The organism is Nonomuraea sp. ATR24, from assembly GCF_041950485.1.
In the GTDB taxonomy this organism is placed as follows: Bacteria; Actinomycetota; Actinomycetes; order Streptosporangiales; family Streptosporangiaceae; genus Nonomuraea; species Nonomuraea ceibae.
In genome coordinates this window covers 602,804-622,954 of record NZ_JBGNUU010000001.1, presented here as the reverse complement: position 1 = coordinate 622,954, position 20,151 = coordinate 602,804, and the positions used below count along the sequence as shown (strand labels likewise).

Genomic DNA, 20,151 nt, shown 5'->3' with positions numbered 1-20,151 from the left:
AACCTTCGCCGTTTGACCTGGCATAACATGAGATTTCATGAGGTTGGCGGAGCTGTTGGCGCGTGACGACCTCCGGCTGACGCTCGTCACCGGCACCGGGACGCTCGACCGGGAGGTACGCCGCGCGTACCCGACGGACCTGCCCGATCCCCGCCGCTACCTGCGGCCCGGTGACCTGGTGCTGACCAGCGGGGTCTGGTACGGCGAGCCGGCCGACTGCGAGAGGTTCGCCGACGCGCTGTGGGCGAGCGACGTCGCCGGGCTGGTCGTGGGCCTGATCGTGCTGGGCGAGCTGCCGCAGGCGCTGGTGACGGCGTGCGAGCGGCGCAGGGTGCCGCTGATCCTGGCCGCGCCCGACCAGTCGTTCGGTGCGATCACCGAGGCGGTGGTCGCGGAGGCGTTCGCCGCCGAGCGTCGCCGGGCCGAGCGGGGCCGCGCGCAGACGCTGCTGGACGTGCTCGCCTCCCAGCAGATCGCGCCCGGCGAGGTGTCGGCGCACCTGCGGCTGCTCGGCGCCGATCCGGGCCTGCCGACGACCGCGATGGTGGTCAGCGGGCCGGGCGGGCACGACCTGCCCGCGATGCTGCACGAGGCGCTGGCCAGGAAGGGCCGCCACCTGATCGTCGGCGGCCGGGCCGACGAGGCGATCGTGCTGGTCAACGGCAGGGCGACGCGCAAGGCGCTGAGCGAGGAGCTGCGCGCCCTGGCGGCCGACCGGCCAGGGCTGCGGCTCGCGGCCGGCATCAGCGACGCGACGGCCAGCGTGTCGCAGCTCGGCGAGGCGCTGGAGACCGCGCGCCGGGGCATGGAGTCGGCCCGCGACGGCGAGGGCCCGGTGTCGATCATGTCGGTGGCCGACATCGACAGCTACGACCTGCTGCTGGCCGCGCTGCCGATGGGCGTGCGCCGCTCCTTCCGCGACCACCTGCTGGGGCCGGTCGAGGAGTACGACGCGCGCCACGGCTCGGAGCTGCTGCGCACGCTGGACGTGTTCCTGGAGACGTGCGGCTCCTGGCAGCGCGCCGCCGACGAGCTGTACGTGCACGTCAACACGTTGCGCTACCGGATGCAGCGGGTCGAGGAGCTGACCGGCCGCCGCATGTCGTCGATGCGCGACCGGACGGACCTCTACCTGGCCCTCAGGGCAGGGCAGCTCGGGTCAGGACAGCACAGGTCAGGGGAGGCGGCCGGCGACGACGTGACCCCGTGACACCACGGCGACGATGTTGTCCACGGTCAGGTCCTCGATGCGCTCCCACGGCCGCCCGCGCATCACGAGCAGGTCGGCGCCGAGACCGGGGGCGATCCGGCCGACGGGCATGCGGATCGCGTCGGCGGCGTCGGAGGTGGCCGCGCGCAGCGCCGCGCCCGCGTCCATGCCGAACACCCGGGTCATGTGCACGATCTCGGCGAGCTGGTCGCCGAACTGCACGTGGTGGCCGTTGGCGTCGGTGCCCAGCACGAACCGGACGCCGAGCCTGGCCGCCTCCGCGAACAGCGCGTCACGCTGGACCACCAGCTCGCCGGCCTTGATCCGGGCGTCCTCGGGGACCGGGACGCGGCCCTCGGTGATGGCCTCGTTGATCAGCAGCGTGGGCGCGACCGGGGTGCGCTGGGCGGCCAGCTTCTCGGCCAGGTCGCGGCTCATCAGCGTGCCGTGCTCGATGGAGTCGACGCCCTCCTCGACGGCCACCCGGATGCCGTCCTCGGTGTGGGCGTGCGAGGCGACGAGCATGCCGAGCGCGTGCGCCTCGTCGACGACGGCCCGGATCTCCTCGCGGGTGTAGTTGCGCCAGACGCTCTTGTCGCCGATGGACAGCACGCCGCCGCTGGTCGTGAGCTTGATGCCGTCCATGCCGGCGCGGGCCCAGGCGCGCACCAGCTTGCGGCACTCGTCCGGGCCGTCGGCGGTGGGCTTGCGCAGCGGGAACGCGGGCGGCACGAACAGGTCGTTGTGCCCGGCGGTCATCCCCACCACGCCGTGGACCTGGATGCGCGGGCCGGGCAGGATGCCGGCGTCGAAGGCCCGGCGGATGGCCACCTGCGCCTCGTCCCCGGCCAGGTCGCGCAGGGTCGTGACGCCGTGGCGCATGGCCCGCTGGGCGTGCGCGACGCCGTGCAGCACCTGCTCGTCGCGGGTGGTGACCAGCGGCCAGGTGGTGAAGTCGGCCGAGCCGTCGCCCGCGTAGCCGATCAGGTGGACGTGCGTGTCCACCAGGCCGGGGATGACGCACAGGTCGTCGTCGCGCGGCGCCGCCGGGGTCACGCCGGTGATCCGGTCCGGCTCCCAGGTGAGGTCCACCGGGCCGCGTGGTTCAGTGCCGTCCCAAAGCGGGATTCCGTCCAGTCTCATTCCACCCGACGGTACCTGACCCGCTCCCGACCTGGAGGGATCTACGGACCTCGCGTGGCGCGCTCGTAGGGAGCTACAGAATCGGCCCCGTGTTTTGCCTGCGTGCGCGGAAACCGGGGTGCGGGCGGACGAGGTGGCCGAAACTCTGTCACACGATGGTAATAATCGATGTATAGCTTCCTGACCTGCACGTTCATCGCTCAGCCCAAGGAGAATCATGGCTTCCCTCGACCGTCGTGCGTTCCTGCGGACGTCTGGTCTGGCCGGGCTGGCGCTCGGGCTGGCCGCCTGCGGTGGCGGCGGCACGTCCACCGGCGGCGGTGGCGAAGGCGGCGGGTTCGGCGCCGTGAAGCTGCAGCTGTCGTGGAAGAAGAACGTCGAGTTCGCCGGCGAGTACTTCGCCGACAGCAAGGGCTACTACAAGGCCGCCGGGTTCTCCCAGGTCGAGCTGCTGTCCGGCGGCGGCTCCGGCACCTCGGTCGAGTCGGGCCTGGCCACCGGCCGCTGCTGGATCGGCCTGTCGGCGCCCACGATCACCGCGCCCGCCGTCCTCCAGGGCGCCCAGCTCAAGATCGTCGGCGCGACGTTCCAGAAGAACCCGTTCGCCATCATCTCCCTCGGCAAGAACCCGATCGAGGACCCCAAGGCCCTGGTCGGCAAGCGCATCGGCGTCCAGGACTCCAACGAGCTGGTGTGGAACGCGCTGCTCAAGGCCAACGAGATCGACCCGGCGAGCGTGACGCGGGTGCCGTTCCAGTCGGACCCGTCCATGCTCACCTCCGGCCAGCTCGACGGCTACGTCGGCTTCGTCACCAGCGGCCCGGTCCGGCTGAAGATGCAGGGCGTGGACGCCACCTACCTGCTGTTCGCCGACCACGGCCTGCCGCTGGCCGCCGAGACGTTCACGGTCCGCCAGGAGACGATCGACAACGAGCGCGACAAGCTCAAGGCGTTCCTGACCGCCGAGATCAAGGGCTGGAAGGACGCCGTCGCCGATCCGGCCAAGTCCGCCGAGATGGCCGCCAACACCTACGGCAAGGACCTCAACCTCGACGTCAAGGAGCAGACCGAGGAGGCCAAGATGCAGAACGAGCTCGTCGTCACCCCGGACGCCAAGGCCAACGGGCTGTTCACGATGACGCCCGAGCTGATCGCGCAGAACGTCGAGTCGCTGGGCAAGGCCGGTCTCGCCGTCAAGGCCGAGCAGCTGTTCGACCTGTCGGTCCTGGACGAGGTCTACCAGGCCGACCCGAGCCTGAAGCTCGCATGAGCGGCATCTCGATCACCGGGCTGAGCAAGACCTTCGGCAAGGGCGTCACTGCCGTCGAGGGCGTCGACTTGGAGACCCCCAAGGGCTCGTTCCTGTCGCTGCTCGGCCCGTCGGGCTGCGGCAAGTCGACCGTGCTGCGCATCCTGGCCGGGCTGGAGGAGCCGACGTCCGGCGAGATCCGCGTCAACGGCGAGTCGCCCGAGGAGCTGCGCAGGAGCCACCACCTCGGCATCGCCTTCCAGGACTCGGCGCTGCTGCCCTGGCGCAGCGTGCACGCCAACATCCGGCTGCCGCTGGAGGTCGCCGGGCTGAAGCCGGAGCCCGGCGTGATCGAGGACCTGATCAAGCTCGTCGGCCTGGAGGGCTTCGAGAAGGCCCGGCCCGCCGAGCTGTCGGGCGGCATGCGCCAGCGCGTGTCCATCGCCCGCGCGCTCGTCGTCAAGCCCAGCGTGCTGCTGCTCGACGAGCCGTTCGGCGCGCTGGACGACATGACCAGGCAGCGGCTCAACCTGGAGCTGCTGCGCATCTGGACCGAGAAGCCCGCCACCACGCTCATGGTCACCCACGGCATCGGCGAGGCGGTGTTCCTGTCGGACGTGGTCGCCGTGATGAGCCCGCGCCCCGGCCGCGTCGTGGAGCTGGTCCCGATCGACCTGCCGCGCCCGCGCACGCCCGACATGATGCGCACCCCGGAGTTCCACGCCTACCACGACCACCTCAGCGACCTGCTGTTCGGGCACGGCTCATGAGGCGGCTGCACGGCCTGCTCGGCGTCGTCGCCCTGGTCGGGCTCTGGTGGCTGCTCGCCGCCACGGTGTTCGCCGGCGACGGCGCCGTGCCCACGCCGTGGGCGGTGCTCGCCGGGATGGCCGCCGACGGCTGGGGCTTCTACGGGCCGAACGTGTCGGCCACGCTGACGGCGGCGCTCCAGGGGTTCCTGTGGGGCAACGGGCTGGCGATCGGCGTCGCGGTGCTCGTCCTGCTCGTCCCCAGGCTCGAAGCCGTCGCCACCCAGCTCGCGGTGATCAGCTACTGCATCCCGCTGCTGGCCATCGGGCCGATCATCCTCGTCGTGTTCGGCGGCGAGGCGACGGTGGTGTTCCTGGCGGCGATCTCGGTGTTCTTCACCACGCTCATCGGCGCCCTGCTCGGGCTCCGCTCGGCCGACCGCGCCAGCCTCGACCTCATCACCGTCTACGGGGGCGGCAAGCTGGCCAAGCTGCGCCACGTGCAGATCATCTCGGCGCTGCCCAGCACGTTCGCCGGGCTGAAGATCTCCGCCCCGTCCGCGCTGCTCGGCGCCATCATCGGCGAATACCTCGGCAGCAACGACCAGGGGCTCGGCGTCTCGCTGATGATCTCCCAGCAGCAGTTCCAGGTGCCGCGCACGTGGGGGCTGGCCCTCGTCGCGGGGCTGATCGCCGGTCTCGGGTACGGGGTAGTCGCGCTCGTCGCCCGGCTGGTGACGCCCTGGTCGACGGGCAGAGCCGAAACGGGGTCCGCGCTGTGATCGGCCGTACCGTGCTGCGGGTCGTCGGCCCGCTGCTGCCCTCCGTGCTCATCGTGGTGGCCGCCTGGTGGCTGTTCCTGGAGGCGTTCGGCATCAGCCCGCTCGTCGGCAAGCGGCCTCACCAGGTGTGGGAGTACCTGTTCACCGCGCCGGAGGCCGCCGCGCACCGCGACGCCGTGTTCGGCGCGCTCGGCATCACGATCAGGGACGCGGCCATCGGGTTCACCACCGGCATGGTCGCGGCCGTGGTCGTCGCCATGACGTTCGTGCTGTTCCGTACGGTCGAGCAGACGTTCATGCCGGTCGCGATGCTGCTGCGGTCGGTGCCGCTGGTGGTCATGACGCCGCTGATCACGCTCGTGTTCGGGCGCGACCTGCTCGGCGTGGCCGTCATCGGCGGGATCGTGGTGTTCTTCCCGGCGCTGGTGAACATCGCCTTCGGGCTGCGCTCGGCGTCGCCGCAGGCCACCGACCTGGTCATGGCCTATGGCGGGACGCGGACGACGGTGCTGCGCAAGGTGGCGGTGCCCACGGCGATGCCCTCGGTGTTCGCCTCGGCGCGCATCTCGGTGCCGTCGTCGATCATCGGCGCGCTCATCGCCGAGTGGCTGGCCACCGGGCAGGGGATCGGGGCCGAGATCCTGCGCGCGATCGGCGGCTTCCGCTACGACGAGGTGTGGGCGGACATCGTGGTCGTCACCAGCGTGTCGATCGTGGCGTACGCGGCGGTGGGCGTCGTCGAGTCGCTCGTCCTGGCGCGTTTCTCCGACACCCGCTGACGTGCCGGCGTGTCTCTCCGGCGCCCGCTGGGCCGGGTGGTGCGGGCCCGGCCGCGGTCCGATGCGGGGGAGTGGCGGCCGGGCCCGCCGGAGGGGAGCGCGGCGGGCGTGCGGTGGGAGACCGGCGGGTGGGGCCGGTCGTGCCCGGCGCTCCCGGGCTTGACCCTGAATTCTGGCCGCCACCCGTCGGCTATGTCCTGAAAATCGGCGCTATACCTGGAGCTCCACCCGCTCCGGGGCTAGCACATCACCGGCTTCAGCCAGGAGCACTCCAGGTCCCCGGCCGTCTCGGCGGCGGTGCGGAGCTGGGCGGGCGTCCCGTCCACCGCCGCGCCGCGCTTGAACTGCGCCAGCCGGATCGCGATCTTGTCCTCGATGTCCTTCGGCGAGCCCGACAGGTACTGGTTGAGCATGATGGCGAACACCAGCGGCTCACCGTCGGCGCTGGTGACGTACCCGGACAGGGCGGTCACGCCGGTGAGCGAGCCGGTCTTGGCCCGCACGTTGTCGGCCGCGGGCGTGCCGCGCATCCGGCTGCGCAGCGTGCCGCCGACGAAGCGGTCCGGGTTGCCGGCGACCGGCAGCGACGCGTACCAGCTCTCGAACCACGGCTTGCCCCGCACCGCCGTCAGCAGCTGCACGATCGAGGCGGGCGTGAACCCGTCGCGCCGCGACAGCCCGGAGCCGTCCCGCATGTTCAGCACCTGCACGCCGTTGGCCTTGGCGAAGTCCGTGGCGACCTTGAGCCCCGCCGCCCAGGTGCCCTGGCCGGCGACCTTGCGGCCCATGGCCTTGACGAGGATCTCGGCGTGGATGTTGTTGCTCAGCTTCATGAACGGCACCAGCAGCTCGCTCAGCGGCATCGACTCGTGCCTGGCCAGCTCCCCGGCGCCCGACGGCGCGGCGCCGGACACGGTCTTGCCGAGCACCCGCACGCCGTGCTTGGCCAGCGCGTCGCGGAACAGGGAGGCGGTGTAGGCCGTGGGGTCGTCGACGGACACCCACTCCTGGTAGGACCCGGCCACCGTGCCGGTGATCTCCACGGTACGGGTGCCGTGCAGGCGCTGGATCAGCACGTCGGTCTCGGCGCCGACCGTGGCCTTGTTCACGATCTTCAGGTAGCCGGTCTCCGGGGTGGTCGTCACCTTGACCTGGCCGCCGTCCACCGCCACGCCCACGATCACCGAGCCGGCGTCGTAGTCGCGGTCCGGCGACGTGGTCAGGGCGGAGATCGGCGCCGCGTAGTAGGCCGTCTCGTCGTCCCACGCCCAGTCCGTGCCGAGCCGTACGTCGTCGAACCAGGTGTCGTCGGCCACCAGCTTGCCGGTGACGACCTTGACGCCCGCGTCGGCCACCTTCTTGGCCAGCGCGTCGTAGTCCTCGGCCAGCATCGTCGGGTCGCCGGTGCCGCGCAGCACCAGGTCGCCGCGGAGCACCGAGCCGTGCTTGCGGCCGCCGTTGAGCACGGTGGTGGGGAAGCGGTAGTCGAGGCCGAGCGTCTCCGCCGCCGCGGCCGAGGTGAACAGCTTGGTGTTGGACGCCGGGAGCAGCAGCTTGCCAGCGTCGGTCGCGTACAGCTCCTCGCCGGTGGTGGCGCTCTTGACGAGCACGCCCGCCTGGGCGATGGTCAGCCGCGAGTCGCCGAGGATCTGGTTGATGTCCTGGGCCAGGTCGGCCAGGCCGGGTGACGGTTCGAGGGCGATCGCGGGGGAGGAGGGGCCTGACGCCCACGCGAGGGCCGCGACGAGCGCGCCCGCGACGAGGGATGCAGAGGTGCGCCGCATGGGGGTCTCCAAAGGGGCTGCGACTTGGGGGTCTCGCCTTCGGATCATCGAGGAGCGCCTGCGGGCTGTAATCCGCAAATATCCGTATCTTTACCGGCGGCCGGCCGTTACGGGAGGGCGGAGCTCACCAGGAAGCCGCAGTCGCCGAACGAGATCTCGTCCCCCGAGCGCACCTTGGCCGGGCCCACCAGCCGCCAGCCGTTGAGCCGGGTGCCGTTGAGCGACCCGAGGTCGACCAGCATCCACCCGCCGTCGTCGTCGCGCCGCAGCTCGGCGTGGACGCGCGACACCGTCAGGTCCGACAGCACCAGGTCGCACGCCGATCCGCGCCCGACCACGTAGCGGACCCGGTCGTCGTCGGGCAGAGCCAGGCGGGGCAGCCGGGGCCGCCGCCAGGCGGACTGCAGGCTGGTGGTGAAGTCGGAGGTCGCGCCGACCACCCTGGTCACCAGGTTGGTCACCCGCCCCCGGAACGTCGGCCGCCTGGGCAGATCGGCGACGAGCGCGTCGAGCTCCTCCTGGTTGCGCGCCCGCAGCGCCTGGTCGACGCGGCCCACGAAGGTGTCGTGGGAGATCCGCCCTTCGACCGCGCGGTCACGCAGCTCGCCGATCGCGCGGTCACGCTCACCGTCGGATGCGCGGAACGGCGGGTGCGTCGAGCTCATGCCCTGAGTATCGGCCTGAACCGCGTTCGCTGTCCAGAATACGCGGATCTGTTGCGGCGAGGATACTCAGTATGCATACTGAGTATTCATGTCGATCAGGCACGGGCTGCTCGCGTTGCTGAGCAGCGGGCCGCGTTACGGCTACCAGCTCAGGGTGGAGTTCGAGGCGTCGACGGGGGCGACCTGGCCGCTGAACATCGGCCAGGTCTACACGACGCTCTCCCGCATGGAACGTGACGGCCTCGTCACGCCCGGCGGCACCGACGAGCAGGGGCGCGCGGTCTACGAGATAACCGAATCCGGCCGGCGGGAGCTGGCGGAGTGGTTCGCCACCCCCGTCGGCCAGACCGACCGGCCCCGCGACGAGCTGGTCATCAAGATCGCGATGGCCGTGGCCGCCGCCGACGTGGACGTGGCCGCGGTGATCCTGGCCCAGCGCATGGCCACCATGCGCATGCTCCAGGAGCTGACCAGGGCCAAGCACCGAGGGACGGGCGGACCGGCGCAACGGCTCGTGATCGACTCGATGATCTTCAAGGCCGAGGCGGAACAGCGCTGGCTGGACCACTGCGAGGCCGTACTCAAGGAGAAGAACGCATGACTGTGGTGAGCCTGCGTGAGGTGACCCGGACCCACGGGGACGTGCACGCGCTCAAGGGCGTGAGCCTCGACGTCGCGCGCGGCGAGCTGGTCGCGGTGATGGGCCCGTCGGGCTCCGGCAAGTCCACCCTGCTCAACGTGGCGGGCGGCCTCGACCGGCCCACCTCCGGCAGCGTCGTGATCGAGGGCGCCGACCTGGCCGCCGTCAAGGATCTGGCCGCCTTACGCCGCAGGAGCGTCGGGTACGTGTTCCAGGACCTCAACCTGATCCCGTCCCTGACGGCCGCCGAGAACGTGATGCTGCCCCGCGAGCTCGACGGCGTGGCCGCGGGCCGGGCCCGTGAGGAGGCGGAGGCCGCGCTGGAGGAGGTGGGCGCCGGCCAGGTCGCCGACCGCTTCCCCGAGGAGCTGTCGGGCGGTCAGCGCCAGCGGGTGGCCATCGCCAGGGCGCTGGCAGGGGAGCGGCGGCTGCTGCTGGCCGACGAGCCCACCGGCGCGCTCGACACCGCGACCGGCGACGGCATCCTGCGGCTGCTGCGCGAGCGCTGCGACGCGGGCGCCGCCGTGCTGCTCGTCACCCACGAGCCCCGCTACGCCGCCTGGGCCGACCGGGTCGTCTACCTGCGCGACGGCGCGATCGCGGACGCGGCGGCCGTGCGGCTGGAGAGCGCCCGATGAGCGCCTTCCGCGCGGCTCTACGCCTCTCCCGCAGGGACGCCCTGCGCGCGAAGGGCCGCAGCACGCTGATCACGGTGATGATCGGCCTCCCGGTGCTGGTGATCTCCACCCTGCTGACCGGGCTCGCCACCGGCGACGTCTCCAGGCGGGAGGGCCTGACCAGGGCCCTGGGCGCGGCCGACGCGCAGATCGCCACGACCGAGGTTCGCGGGCCGATCAGGCAGGACGTCTCCGGCGTCTTCAAGGAGGCGAAAGGAACGCCGAAGTCCACGCGGCCGTGGACGCAGGCCGAGGTCGGCGCGCTGCTCGACGCCCGGCTCATCCCCCTGAACCGCGGCTCGGTGATGGTGAACCTGCCGAACGGCGAGGACGTGGCCGGCGTCACGGAGGTGGATCTGCGCGATCCCATGACGCGCGGGATGCGCCCGCTGCTCCAGGGCCGCTTCCCGGCCGCGCCGGACGAGGTCGCGGTGACGCCCGCGGTGCTCGGCCTCGACGTGCGCCTGGGCGGGCCGATGAGCGTGCTGGCCGAGCGCCGCCAGGTGCGGGTGGTCGGCGTCGTCGAGTACCCCTACCACGCGCTGCAGCGCGAAATCGTGAGCCTGCCGGGCACGCTGCTGCGCGACAAGGAGGACGGGCACGGCACCGGCTGGCTCGCCGACGCGCCCGCTCCGGTCGGCTGGGACCAGGTGCGCCGGCTGAACGCCTCGGGGCTCCGCGTCGAGTCCCGCGCGGTCATCGAGGACCCGCCCGCGGTCCCGCGCCTGTACCCGGCGTACTCCCCCAGGGACACCGACGTGGTGATCGCCGCCGCCGTGGCCGGCGTGCTCGTCATCGTGGAGACCGTCCTGCTCGCCGGGCCGGCCTTCGCGGTCGGGCTGCGCCGGCGGCGCCGGGAGCTGGCCGTGATCGCCGCCCACGGCGGCTCCCCGGCCCACCTGAAGCTGATCGTGCTGGCGGACGGGCTGGTGCTCGGCGGGATCGCGACGCCGGCCGGGGCGGCGCTCGGCATCGCCGCCGCGATCGCCCCGGCGCCGCTGGTGCGCGAGATGATCGGCGGCTACGGCCCGCCCGACGTGCCCTGGCTCCAGATCCTCGGCGTCGTCCTGCTCGGCACGGCCACCGGGGTGATCGCCGCCCTCGTCCCGGCCGTGCAGGCCGCCCGGCAGAGCCCGGCGCGGGTCCTCGCCGGACGGGAGGCCCGGGTCATGGCCCGCGACCGCGCCGGCCACCCGGTCCTCGGCCTCCTCCTGATCGCGGCAGGGCTGGCCGGATGCGCGCTCGGGCTCATGAGCGAACGACGGCTGATCATGATCGGCGTGGTCCCGTTCGTGCTGGGGCTGGTCGCCGTCACGCCGTGGCTGGTGCGCGCCACCGGACGGCTCGCCGCGCGGCTGCCGCTCCCGCTCCGGCTGTCCGTGCGCGACGCCTCCCGGCACCGGGTCCGTACGGCCTCCGCCGTGGCGGCGGTCATGGCCGCCACCATGGGGGCGATCACGCTGGGCATCGGGGCCGAGAGCCAGTACACGGTCCGCAAGGAGAACACCTGGGCCGTCGAGCCGACGGGCACGCTCGTGATCAGGGGCAACGGCCTGGACGACCGGGAGTGGGCCCGGGTGCGCGCCGCCGCCGAGAAGGCGCTCCCGGGGGTGCCGCTGGTCAGCGGGCAGCGGGCCGTCACCGAGAAGGGCGAGGAGGCCTCGCTCCATTTGCGAGCCCCGTTCGAGGCGTGCAGGGATTTCTGCCACGGCGCGGTGTTCAACCTGCCCGTGGGGGACGCCCGGCTGCTCGCGCTCCTGCAGGGCCGGGTGGACCCGGTGGCCGCGGCGGCCCTGGCCGAGGGCAAGGCGATCGTGTTCCAGCCCGGAGCGGTGCGCGACGGCAAGGTGCGCGTCGGACTGTCCCTCGACCGCCGCGACCTTGAGATCCCGGCGGTCGAGGCCCGCCCGGCGCAGCCGAAGCAGGCCGGCGCCCTGATCCCGGCCACCGCGTTGCGGGCGGCCGGCCTGAAGATCAGCGAGCGCACGCTGTACGCGGCGCACCGGCCGGCCGATCCGGCGACGCTGGCGGCGCAGATCGGGGCGGCCCACCGCGACGCGTACGTCAGGGTGGAGAACGGCTACGACGACTACCCCGCGGGGGTGCTCTGGCTGGCCCTGGGGCTGGCCGTGGTGCTGGTGCTCGGCGGCACGTTCGCGGCCACCGGGCTCGCGGTGGCGGACATGCGGCGCGACCTCGACACCGTGTCGGCCGTCGGCGCGCCGCCCCGGGTGCGCAGGCTCATCGTGGCGGCCCAGGCCGGCTACATCGCCGGGCTCGGCGCGCTGGTCGGCGCCGTCGCCGGGTCGGTCACGGGCATCACGCTGGCCTGGCTGTTGACGAGGTCGCGCGTCCCGCGGCCGGGCGCTCCGGGGGACTTCCAGTTCGAGCTCGGCACGCCCCTCATCGCGGTGCCCTGGGTGTTCTGCGCCGTGGTCGTGCTCGGGCTGCCACTGCTGGCCGCGGCGGTGGCCGGGCTCGTCACCCGGACCCGTCCGGCGCCGGCGCGGCGGCTCGCATAGGGTCCTTGATCCGGTAGCCGAACGTCATCGCCACCGACAGCAGGATGATCAGCGCGGGGACCGCGGTCTGCCCGACGAGCACCGCGGTCACCGCGCTGTCCGGCTGCTCGACCGGCCTGCTCGGCTCCGAGGACAGGAAGCCGCCCATCGACAGGATCACGCCGAAGATCAGCGCCCCGAACGAGCTCACGCCGCTCTCGACCGCCGTCCACAGCCCGGTGAACACGCCCGCCCGCCGCTTGCCCGTGTCCGCGGCGTCCTGCGCGATCACGTCGGCCAGCATCGAGAACTGCAGCAGCGTCACCCCCGCCACCCCGGTGCCCACCAGCAGGATCATCGCGTGCGCGTACCAGCCGCCGAAGAGCGGGGTGGCCAGGGCCAGCGCGGTGCCGGTCGCGAACGTCAGCGCGGCCAGGATCATCGCGCCCCGCTTGTCGAAGCGCCTGGACAGCCACGACCACAGCGGCATGGTCAGCATCATCGGCCCCACCAGCGCCGCGAACAGCGAGGTCGTGGCCTTCGGGTCGCCGATCGTGTACGCGGCGAAGTACGGCGCGGCGGCCAGCATGATGGCCACCGCGAGCTGCTGGGTGCAGCTCAGCACCGTCAGCCACAGGAACGACGCGTTGCCCCTGACCACGGCGAACTGCCTGATCAGGCTGCCGGTGTCGGCCTGCGGGGCGCCCGTCATGGGGGCGCGGGCCGTGCCGAGGAACGAGCCCAGCATGGCGGCGAGCAGCACGACGGCGATCACCACGCCCATCAGCCGGTAGCTGTCCAGCGTGCCGCTGTCGCCCTGGCTGTTGACGATGGCCGGGGCGGCGATGCCGGCGATCGCGGTGCCCGCGCCGACGAACACCATCCGCCACTGCAGCAGCGACGTCCGCTCGTGGTAGTCGTCGGTCATCTCGGCGGGCATCGCCTTGTACGGCACCTCGAACAGGGCGTAGGCCGTGGCCGCCGCCAGGAAGCAGGCGCCCACGTACAGAGCGGCGGGGACGCCGGTCAGCGGCGGGCCGGCGAATACCAGGAAGAACGCGACGGGCAGCGTGCACGCGCCCGCCAGCAGCCACGGGCGGCGCGGGCCGAGCCGTGAGGCGGTGCGGTCGGACCAGCGGCCCACCAGCGGGTTGATCAGCAGGTCCCACACCTTGGGCGCCGTCACCACGACCCCCGCCAGCCACGCGGGCACCGCCAGAAAATTGGTCATGTAGTACAGCAGCAGCAGCCCGGGCACGGCGGTGAAGGTCGCGGTGCAGAACGACCCGACGCCGTAGCCCAGGCGCACGCCACTGGAGACCGTGGGGGCGGCCACGCCGGGTGCGATCATGGCCTCATTGAAGCCGAGCAGAGGCTTGTTCGGTAGGGCCCAGTTTCGCTATTCGTGGACGTTCGCGCAGACCACGTGCGCCCCGATCTCGATCATCCGGCGCTCGCTGCGCGAGTCCGCGACCCGGGCCATCAGGATCGGCGCCCCGCTGGCCGCGAACTGCGGCAGCCGGGCCCTGGCGCCCCGGTGCAGGTCGCGCACGACGTCCTCGGCGGCCGACATGTGCACCTTCACGTGCAGCATGATCCCGGTCGCGCCGGACGCCGTACGGGCCTCGGAGATCCACACGTGGTGCACCAGCGGGAAGTCCTGGAGGAGCTGGGCGATCGCCTGGCGCAGCGCGGGCAGGATCGGGTGCGTGCAACGCCGGTAGCCGGGGTCGACCTGCTGCATCGGGCCCGACAGGTGCGGGCGCGGCGCCGGGATCCACGGCATCGGGGGCGCTTCGGGCGAGGCGGGGGCCGCCTGCGCCATCACGGTCCCGCGCGACACCGTGGCCATCGCGCCCGTCGCGTAGGCGGCCGGCGCGGCTCCCGACAGGACCGGCGTCGGGCCCGTACGGGTGGAGGTGAGGAAGCGCGCCAGGTCGTCGATGGGGACGGCGGCGGCGGCGGGGCCTGCGGCGTCGATCACGATCTCCCGCACGCCGGTGACGCGCTGGATGTCGAGGATGGTGTCGGCGTCGCATGCCGACAGGGAATGGCCGCCGCGGTGCCGGGCATAGGTCACCGCGCTGGTGTAGCCGAGCAGGACCCGGTCACCGGCCTGGGTCGTCCCGAGGACGACGGATCGATCTGGTCGCACGGCCACCAGGACTCCACAGTCAGCGAGAGCCGCCAGCAGGCGGTGCGGACCACCATGCTGGGCGAGCACGTCGGCAAGCGCAGGATTCCCGATGCTCATATGACGAACCATAGGTAGTAGGCCACGGCTTATCAGGCTAATGGCCAATAAATCTCCCGATCAAGACAAAGATGGGTGCAGTGTGGATGAGTTTCCGGGTGCTGGGTACCGCGGGAGGCGTCTCGAATGCTGGGTCTCTCGTGAACGCGTTCACAAGCGGTGGATAGACTCTGAGGGCTCCGAGGGACCCAGGGACGTGTCCCTCCCGCCCGCCGCTCGCCTAAGGATCCAACACTCGTGAACAAGCCCGTCGTTCTGGTAGCAGAGGAGCTGTCCGAGGCCGGTCTCGCCGTCCTCGGCGCCGATTTCGAGGTCCGCCACACCGACGGCGCCGACCGTTCCCAGCTGCTGCCCGCCCTGGCCGACGTGGACGCGCTCATCGTCCGCTCCGCCACCCAGGTCGACGCTGAGGCCATCGCCGCCGCGCCCAAGCTGCGCGTGGTCGCGCGCGCCGGCGTCGGCCTCGACAACGTCGACGTCGAGGCGGCCACCAAGGCCGGCGTGATGGTGGTCAACGCGCCCACCTCCAACATCACCAGCGCCGCCGAGCAGACCGTGGCGCTCATCCTGGCCAGCGCCCGCAACACCGCGCAGGCCCACGCCGCGCTGAAGAACGGCGAGTGGAAGCGGTCCAAGTACACCGGCGTCGAGCTCGACGAGAAGGTCGTCGCCATCCTCGGCCTCGGCAAGATCGGCCAGCTCGTGGCCCAGCGGCTGCAGCCGTTCGGCGTCGAGCTGATCGCCTACGACCCCTACCTGCCGCCGGCCCGCGCCGCGCAGATGGGCGTCAAGCTGCTCAGCCTCGACGAGGTGCTCAAGCAGGCCGACTTCATCACCGTCCACCTGCCCAAGTCCAAGGAGACCCTGGGTCTCATCGGCGACCGCGAGCTGCACGAGGTCAAGCCGTCGGTGCGGATCATCAACGTGGCCCGCGGCGGCATCGTCGACGAGGCCGCCCTCTACTCGGCGATCAAGGAAGGTCGCGTCGCCGGCGCCGGCCTCGACGTGTTCGCCAAGGAGCCGTGCACCGACAGCCCGCTGTTCGAGCTCGACCAGGTCGTCGTCACGCCGCACCTGGGCGCCTCCACGCACGAGGCCCAGGAGAAGGCCGGCACCCAGGTCGCGCGCAGCGTCAAGCTGGCCCTGGCCGGCGAGTTCGTGCCCGACGCGGTCAACGTCCAGGGCGGCGCCGTCGCCGAGGACGTCAAGCCGGGCCTGCCGCTCGCCGAGAAGCTGGGCCGGGTCTTCACCGCGCTGGCCGGCGAGGTGGCCACCAAGCTCGACATCGAGGTCCGCGGCGAGATCGCCGCCCAGGACGTGCGGGTCATCGAGCTCGCCGCCCTCAAGGGCGTCTTCGCCGACGTGATCGAGGAGCAGGTCACGTACGTCAACGCGCCGCTGCTGGCCAAGGACCGGGGCATCGCCGTCGAGCTGGTCACCAGCTCCGACAGCCCCGACTGGCGCAACGTGATCACCGTGCGCGGCGTGCTGGCCGACGGCCGCCACGTCTCGGTGTCCGGCACGCTCTCCGGCCCCCGGCAGATCACCAAGATCGTCGAGGTCAACGGCTACCAGATGGAGATCGAGCCGACCGAGCACCTGTCGTTCTTCACCTACACCGACCGGCCCGGAGTCGTCGGCGTCGTCGGCCGCATCCTCGGCGAGCAGGGCATCAACATCGCCTCGATGCAGGTGGCCCGTGACGTCAAGGGCGGCAAGGCGCTCATCGCGCTGACCGTCGACACCGCGATCCCGTCCGACGTGCTGGAGCAGATCGGCTCCGAGATCGGCGCGGAGAGCGGCCGCTCGGTCGACCTCTGACGCACTCCCGACAGGAGGGGCCGCCGCACCGGTGGCCCCTCCTTCGTGTCTCAGGATGCGAGATAGTAGGACATCCAACGAGACGCGCTGGTAGTCTGACGAGTAATGCGCCAGGTTCTCGTACTCATTACCTGCCGCGGCGGGGCCTGTTAGGGCAGGTCGACGACTCGCCGCGGTGAGTGGCGTTGCTGTCGGCCGGTAAGTCCCTCCTTCGCCGGTCCGTGATCCGGACCGCGAACACAGGCCCGGGCGGATTCGCGACCGGGATCCGACTTCACACATCCGACGCCCCGCGAAACGAGATGAGTCACCTCATGTACGAGATGTATGCCTGGAACAGCGCCGACGAGCACGAGAACGAGGCCGCCGAGGCCCTGCAGACAGCCCTGGACCGCCGCGACAACGGCGGCGCGCCGCATCCCAGCCACTGAGATCATGTGTTCGGCAGCCGAGACGAGCCGGTAAGGTACGCCCATGGAGTCGCGCAACATTCGTCTGGCCGTCATCCCTGGTGATGGCATCGGCACCGAGGTCGTGGCCGAAGGTCTGAAGGTCCTCGAAGCGGTCGGGACCAAGATCGAAGCCACCCATTACGACCTGGGCGCCGCCCGCTATCACCGCACCGGTGAGACCCTGCCCGACAGTGTGATGCAGGAGCTGCGCGGCTACGACGCGATCCTGCTCGGCGCCATCGGCGACCCCAGCGTGCCCCCCGGCATCCTGGAGCGCGAGCTGCTGCTGCGCCTGCGCTTCGAGTTCGACCACTACGTCAACCTGCGCCCGGTCAAGCTCTTCCCCGGCGTCGAGACGCCCCTGGCCGACACCCCGGCCGAGGACATCGACATGATCGTGGTCCGCGAGGGCACCGAAGGCCTCTACGCCGGCACCGGCGGCACCATGCGGCGCGGCACCCCGTACGAGATCGCCACCCAGGAGTCGCTCAACACCGCCCACGGCGTCGAGCGCGTCGTGCGCTACGCGTTCGAGAAGGCGCGCTCGCGCCCGCGCAAGAAGCTCACGCTCGTCCACAAGACCAACGTGCTCACCTTCGCCGGCGACCTCTGGCAGCGCACCGTCAACCGGGTGGCCGAGGAGTACCCCGACGTCACCACCGACTACAGCCACGTCGACGCGGCCTCGATGTTCTTCGTCACCCAGCCGGAGCGGTTCGACGTCATCGTCACCGACAACCTGTTCGGCGACATCATCACCGACCTCGGCGCGGCCGTCGCGGGCGGCATCGGCCTGGCCGCCAGCGGCAACATCAACCCCGAGGGCACCGCGCCCAGCATGTTCGAGCCGGTGCACGGCAGCGCGCCCGACATCGCCGGGCAGGGCAAGGCCGACCCGACCGCCACGATCCTGTCGGTCGCCATGCTCCTGGAGCACCTCGGCCTCAGCGCCGAGGCGGCCAGGGTCGAGCAGGCCGTCGCCGACGACATCGTCGAGCGCCTGACCGGCTGGGCCGGACGCACCACGCACGAGATCGGTGACGACATCACCGCGCGCGTATCGAGCTAGGGGCCGCCCCTGCTCAGCAGCGCCTGGCGGTCCCGAACGAGGACCCGCCAGGCGCTTTTTCATGTCCAAACGGGCGTCACCCCCTTGCCATCCCAAATAGCGAGACAATAGGAAGTACGGACTGCCGTTTCGCGGCAGCACCCGCAGGAATCGCAGAGAGAAGGACCCGCGTCATGACCATCGCTCAGAAGCTCAGCTTCGACGTGCAGCTATCCGACCACGCTCGCACCGCGGCCGAGCGCGAGCAGGTACTGGCGAACCCGGGATTCGGCCAGGTCTTCACCGACCACATGATCTCGATCGACTACACCGAGGGCCGCGGCTGGCACGACGCCCGCCTCCAGCCGTACGGGCCGCTCAGCCTCGACCCGGCCACGTCCGTCTTCCACTACGCGCAGGAGCTGTTCGAGGGGCTCAAGGCCTACCGGCAGGTCAACGGGTCCGTGGTCACCTTCCGGCCCTACGCCAACGGGAGCCGGTTCAACCGGTCCGCCGCCCGCATGGCCATGCCCGAGCTGCCCGAGGAGACGTTCGTCGAGTCGCTGGAGCTCCTGGTCCAGACCGACCGCGACTGGGTGCCCACCACCGAGGGGCACAGCCTCTACCTGCGGCCGTTCATCATCGCCACCCAGGTCGGGCTCGGCGTGAACTACCCGTCCAAGACGTACAAGTACCTGGTGATCGCCTCGCCGGCGGCCTCGTACTTCACCGGGGGCATCAAGCCGGTCTCGGTGTGGCTGTCCACCGAGTACACCCGCGCCGCTCCCGGGGGCACCGGCTTCGCCAAGTGCGGCGGCAACTACGCGGCCGCGTTCGTGGCCCAGCGGGAGGCCGTCGCGCAGGGCTGCGACCAGGTCGTCTGGCTCGACGCCCACGAGCACCGCTACGTGGAGGAGATGGGAGGGATGAACCTGTTCTTCGTCTTCGGCGACAAGCTCGTCACCCCCGCCCTCACCGGCACCCTCCTGCCCGGGATCACCCGCGACTCCATCCTCGGCCTGGCCGACGAGCTCGGCCTGGAGGCCGAGGAGCGGCTGATCAGCACCGACGAGTGGCAGGCCGGGTGCGAGTCCGGCGAGCTCACCGAGGTGTTCGCCTGCGGCACGGCCGCCGTCGTCACGCCCGTCGGCTCCGTCAAGGGCGCCGACCGTGCCTGGACCGTCGGCGACGGGACCCCGGGGCCGGTGACGATGCGCATCCGCGAGGAGCTGGTGGGCATCCAGTACGGCTCCCGGCCCGACACGCACGACTGGGTCCACAAGATCCTCTAGCCGTGGCCGCCACCCCGATCTTCCAGGAGCACACCGCATGACCCTGCCCGCCCCCCGCACGTTCGAGCAGCGCAAGCAGGACACGCTGCGCCGGCTGGAGTCCGACGTCGACACGTGGGTGGCGACGGCCGACCCGGAGAAGGGGGCGCCGTTCCTGGTGCCGCTGTCCTTCCTGTGGGACGGCTCCAGCCTGCTGCTGTCGACCCCGGCCGCCAGCCCCACCGGCCGTAACCTGGCGGCCACCGGGCTGGTCCGGCTGGGGCTGGGGCTGACGCGGGACGTCGTCCTGGTCGACGGCACCGTGGAGATCACCGAGATCACGGCCGAGGTCGGTGACGCGTTCGCCGCCAAGACGGGCTTCGACCCGCGCGAGATCGGCGAGCCCTATCCCTTCTTCCGCGTCCGCCCGCAGCGGATCCAGGCGTGGCGCGAGGTGAACGAGCTGAAGGGCCGCGACCTGATGCGCGACGGCCGCTGGCTGGCCTGAGTCAGCCCCCCCTTGGGGGAGGTCCACGCGGTGACGCCGAGGACGCCCGTCGAGCCGAGGTCCACCGGCGTGTCCACGGTGAGCCGGGCTCCGGCGGCGGTGACGACCACCGTCGCCCCGACCGTGGCCCCGACCTCGGACCGGCGGCTCGTGTCCGTGTACGTGTTGCGCCAGGCCAGGCTGAAGTGCGCCGATCGGCCGGGCCGCAACGTCACCGTCTCCGGCCCCGGGTCCGCGACGGCCGTGGTGATCTCCTGGGCGCCCCGGTCGAGGCGCACCTTCAGCGGGTCGCCGGCCGCGTCCAGCAGCCGCACCTTCGGGTAGCCGCTGACCTGGCGCACCCGCTTGCCGCAGTTGGTGAGGACCAGCGTCTGCGCCCGCAGGCCCATCGCCGCGTTCGCCGGCTCGGCGGTGAGCCGCAGCCCCGACCGGGGGCACCGGCTCCTGGCCGGCGCCGCGCGCTCGGAGTCCAGGGGCGGGATCGGCGTGACCTGGACGGTGTGCCGGGGCGGAGCCGGCGGGGCCCCCGCCGCGCCGGCCGTCCGCGTGCCGCACCCGGCCACCGCCAGCGCCGCCACGACCAGGACGTACGAGATTCTCACCCCACCATCCTGGCGC

At 71.9% G+C, this 20,151-nt stretch carries 18 protein-coding genes; 12 read left to right on the top strand and 6 right to left on the bottom strand.

The window, feature by feature from the left end; translation table 11 throughout:
* Positions 1-37 precede the first annotated feature (37 nt).
* Positions 38-1,210, top strand: a complete 1,173-nt coding sequence (locus ACBI99_RS02975; RefSeq protein WP_357586883.1) for a helix-turn-helix domain-containing protein — start codon at positions 38-40, stop codon at positions 1,208-1,210.
* Here the strand turns inward: ACBI99_RS02975 and ACBI99_RS02970 are convergent.
* Positions 1,175-2,353 (bottom strand): amidohydrolase family protein, encoded by a 1,179-nt coding sequence (locus tag ACBI99_RS02970; protein ID WP_219501107.1) that lies wholly within the window; start codon positions 2,351-2,353, stop codon positions 1,175-1,177. The two genes, ACBI99_RS02975 and ACBI99_RS02970, sit on opposite strands and share 36 nt — an antisense overlap.
* A 217-nt stretch (positions 2,354-2,570) precedes the next feature.
* Here ACBI99_RS02970 and ACBI99_RS02965 point away from each other — a divergent pair, with 217 nt between their 5' ends.
* The 4 genes from ACBI99_RS02965 to ACBI99_RS02950 are packed head-to-tail and all read left to right on the top strand — an operon-like array spanning position 2,571 to position 5,912.
* Positions 2,571-3,623 (top strand): ABC transporter substrate-binding protein, encoded by a 1,053-nt coding sequence (locus ACBI99_RS02965; RefSeq protein ID WP_219501110.1) that lies wholly within the window; start codon positions 2,571-2,573, stop codon positions 3,621-3,623.
* The gene (locus ACBI99_RS02960; RefSeq protein ID WP_219501113.1) at positions 3,620-4,372 is read left to right on the top strand and encodes an ABC transporter ATP-binding protein; all 753 of its coding nucleotides are present in this window, start codon (positions 3,620-3,622) and stop codon (positions 4,370-4,372) included. The genes ACBI99_RS02965 and ACBI99_RS02960 overlap by 4 nt, the downstream gene beginning before the upstream one ends.
* Positions 4,369-5,133: an ABC transporter permease gene (locus ACBI99_RS02955; protein WP_219501116.1), complete on the top strand. Its 765-nt coding sequence runs from the start codon at positions 4,369-4,371 to the stop codon at positions 5,131-5,133. The genes ACBI99_RS02960 and ACBI99_RS02955 overlap by 4 nt, the downstream gene beginning before the upstream one ends.
* The gene (locus ACBI99_RS02950; RefSeq protein ID WP_357586885.1) at positions 5,130-5,912 is read left to right on the top strand and encodes an ABC transporter permease subunit; all 783 of its coding nucleotides are present in this window, start codon (positions 5,130-5,132) and stop codon (positions 5,910-5,912) included. Before ACBI99_RS02955 ends, ACBI99_RS02950 begins: the two co-directional genes overlap by 4 nt.
* A 239-nt stretch (positions 5,913-6,151) precedes the next feature.
* Here the strand turns inward: ACBI99_RS02950 and dacB are convergent, their stop codons facing one another.
* Complete coding sequence (dacB, locus tag ACBI99_RS02945; RefSeq protein WP_219501119.1) at positions 6,152-7,696, bottom strand: D-alanyl-D-alanine carboxypeptidase/D-alanyl-D-alanine-endopeptidase; 1,545 nt, start codon at positions 7,694-7,696, stop codon at positions 6,152-6,154.
* 107 nt (positions 7,697-7,803) lie between these two features.
* Complete coding sequence (locus tag ACBI99_RS02940) at positions 7,804-8,361, bottom strand: DUF1707 and FHA domain-containing protein (protein WP_219501122.1); 558 nt, start codon at positions 8,359-8,361, stop codon at positions 7,804-7,806.
* Positions 8,362-8,449: 88 nt separating this feature from the next.
* On the opposite strand from ACBI99_RS02940, the gene ACBI99_RS02935 reads away from it, so the two are divergent.
* From ACBI99_RS02935 to ACBI99_RS02925, 3 genes are read left to right on the top strand one after another with little or no spacing between them, the layout of a single operon-like run.
* Positions 8,450-8,962: a PadR family transcriptional regulator gene (locus ACBI99_RS02935; protein WP_219501126.1), complete on the top strand. Its 513-nt coding sequence runs from the start codon at positions 8,450-8,452 to the stop codon at positions 8,960-8,962.
* On the top strand, positions 8,959-9,639 hold the full coding sequence (locus ACBI99_RS02930; protein WP_357586887.1) for an ABC transporter ATP-binding protein: 681 nt from the start codon (positions 8,959-8,961) through the stop codon (positions 9,637-9,639). Before ACBI99_RS02935 ends, ACBI99_RS02930 begins: the two co-directional genes overlap by 4 nt.
* The gene (locus ACBI99_RS02925) at positions 9,636-12,200 is read left to right on the top strand and encodes an FtsX-like permease family protein (protein ID WP_375071617.1); all 2,565 of its coding nucleotides are present in this window, start codon (positions 9,636-9,638) and stop codon (positions 12,198-12,200) included. The genes ACBI99_RS02930 and ACBI99_RS02925 overlap by 4 nt, the downstream gene beginning before the upstream one ends.
* Here ACBI99_RS02925 and ACBI99_RS02920 read toward each other — a convergent pair.
* On the bottom strand, positions 12,160-13,530 hold the full coding sequence (locus tag ACBI99_RS02920) for an MFS transporter (RefSeq protein WP_375071616.1): 1,371 nt from the start codon (positions 13,528-13,530) through the stop codon (positions 12,160-12,162). The two genes, ACBI99_RS02925 and ACBI99_RS02920, sit on opposite strands and share 41 nt — an antisense overlap.
* 48 nt (positions 13,531-13,578) lie before the next feature.
* Positions 13,579-14,433, bottom strand: coding sequence for a hypothetical protein (locus ACBI99_RS02915; RefSeq protein WP_219501153.1), 855 nt, complete (start codon positions 14,431-14,433; stop codon positions 13,579-13,581).
* A 237-nt stretch (positions 14,434-14,670) separates the two neighbouring features.
* Here ACBI99_RS02915 and serA point away from each other — a divergent pair, with 237 nt between their 5' ends.
* From serA to ACBI99_RS02895, 4 genes are all read left to right on the top strand, one after another.
* Positions 14,671-16,254, top strand: a complete 1,584-nt coding sequence (gene serA / locus ACBI99_RS02910) for a phosphoglycerate dehydrogenase (protein ID WP_219501156.1) — start codon at positions 14,671-14,673, stop codon at positions 16,252-16,254.
* 474 nt (positions 16,255-16,728) lie between these two features.
* A complete protein-coding gene (locus ACBI99_RS02905; RefSeq protein ID WP_219501159.1) occupies positions 16,729-17,775 on the top strand; it encodes a 3-isopropylmalate dehydrogenase in 1,047 nt (348 codons plus the stop codon).
* A gap of 173 nt (positions 17,776-17,948) precedes the next feature.
* Positions 17,949-19,046 (top strand): branched-chain amino acid aminotransferase, encoded by a 1,098-nt coding sequence (locus ACBI99_RS02900; protein ID WP_375071615.1) that lies wholly within the window; start codon positions 17,949-17,951, stop codon positions 19,044-19,046.
* 37 nt (positions 19,047-19,083) lie between these two features.
* Positions 19,084-19,533: a pyridoxamine 5'-phosphate oxidase family protein gene (locus ACBI99_RS02895; protein WP_375071614.1), complete on the top strand. Its 450-nt coding sequence runs from the start codon at positions 19,084-19,086 to the stop codon at positions 19,531-19,533.
* Here the strand turns inward: ACBI99_RS02895 and ACBI99_RS02890 are convergent.
* Entirely contained in the window at positions 19,431-20,135 is a 705-nt protein-coding gene (locus ACBI99_RS02890; protein ID WP_375071613.1) for a DUF4232 domain-containing protein, read from the bottom strand. The genes ACBI99_RS02895 and ACBI99_RS02890 overlap by 103 nt on opposite strands.
* Positions 20,136-20,151: the final 16 nt, after the last annotated feature.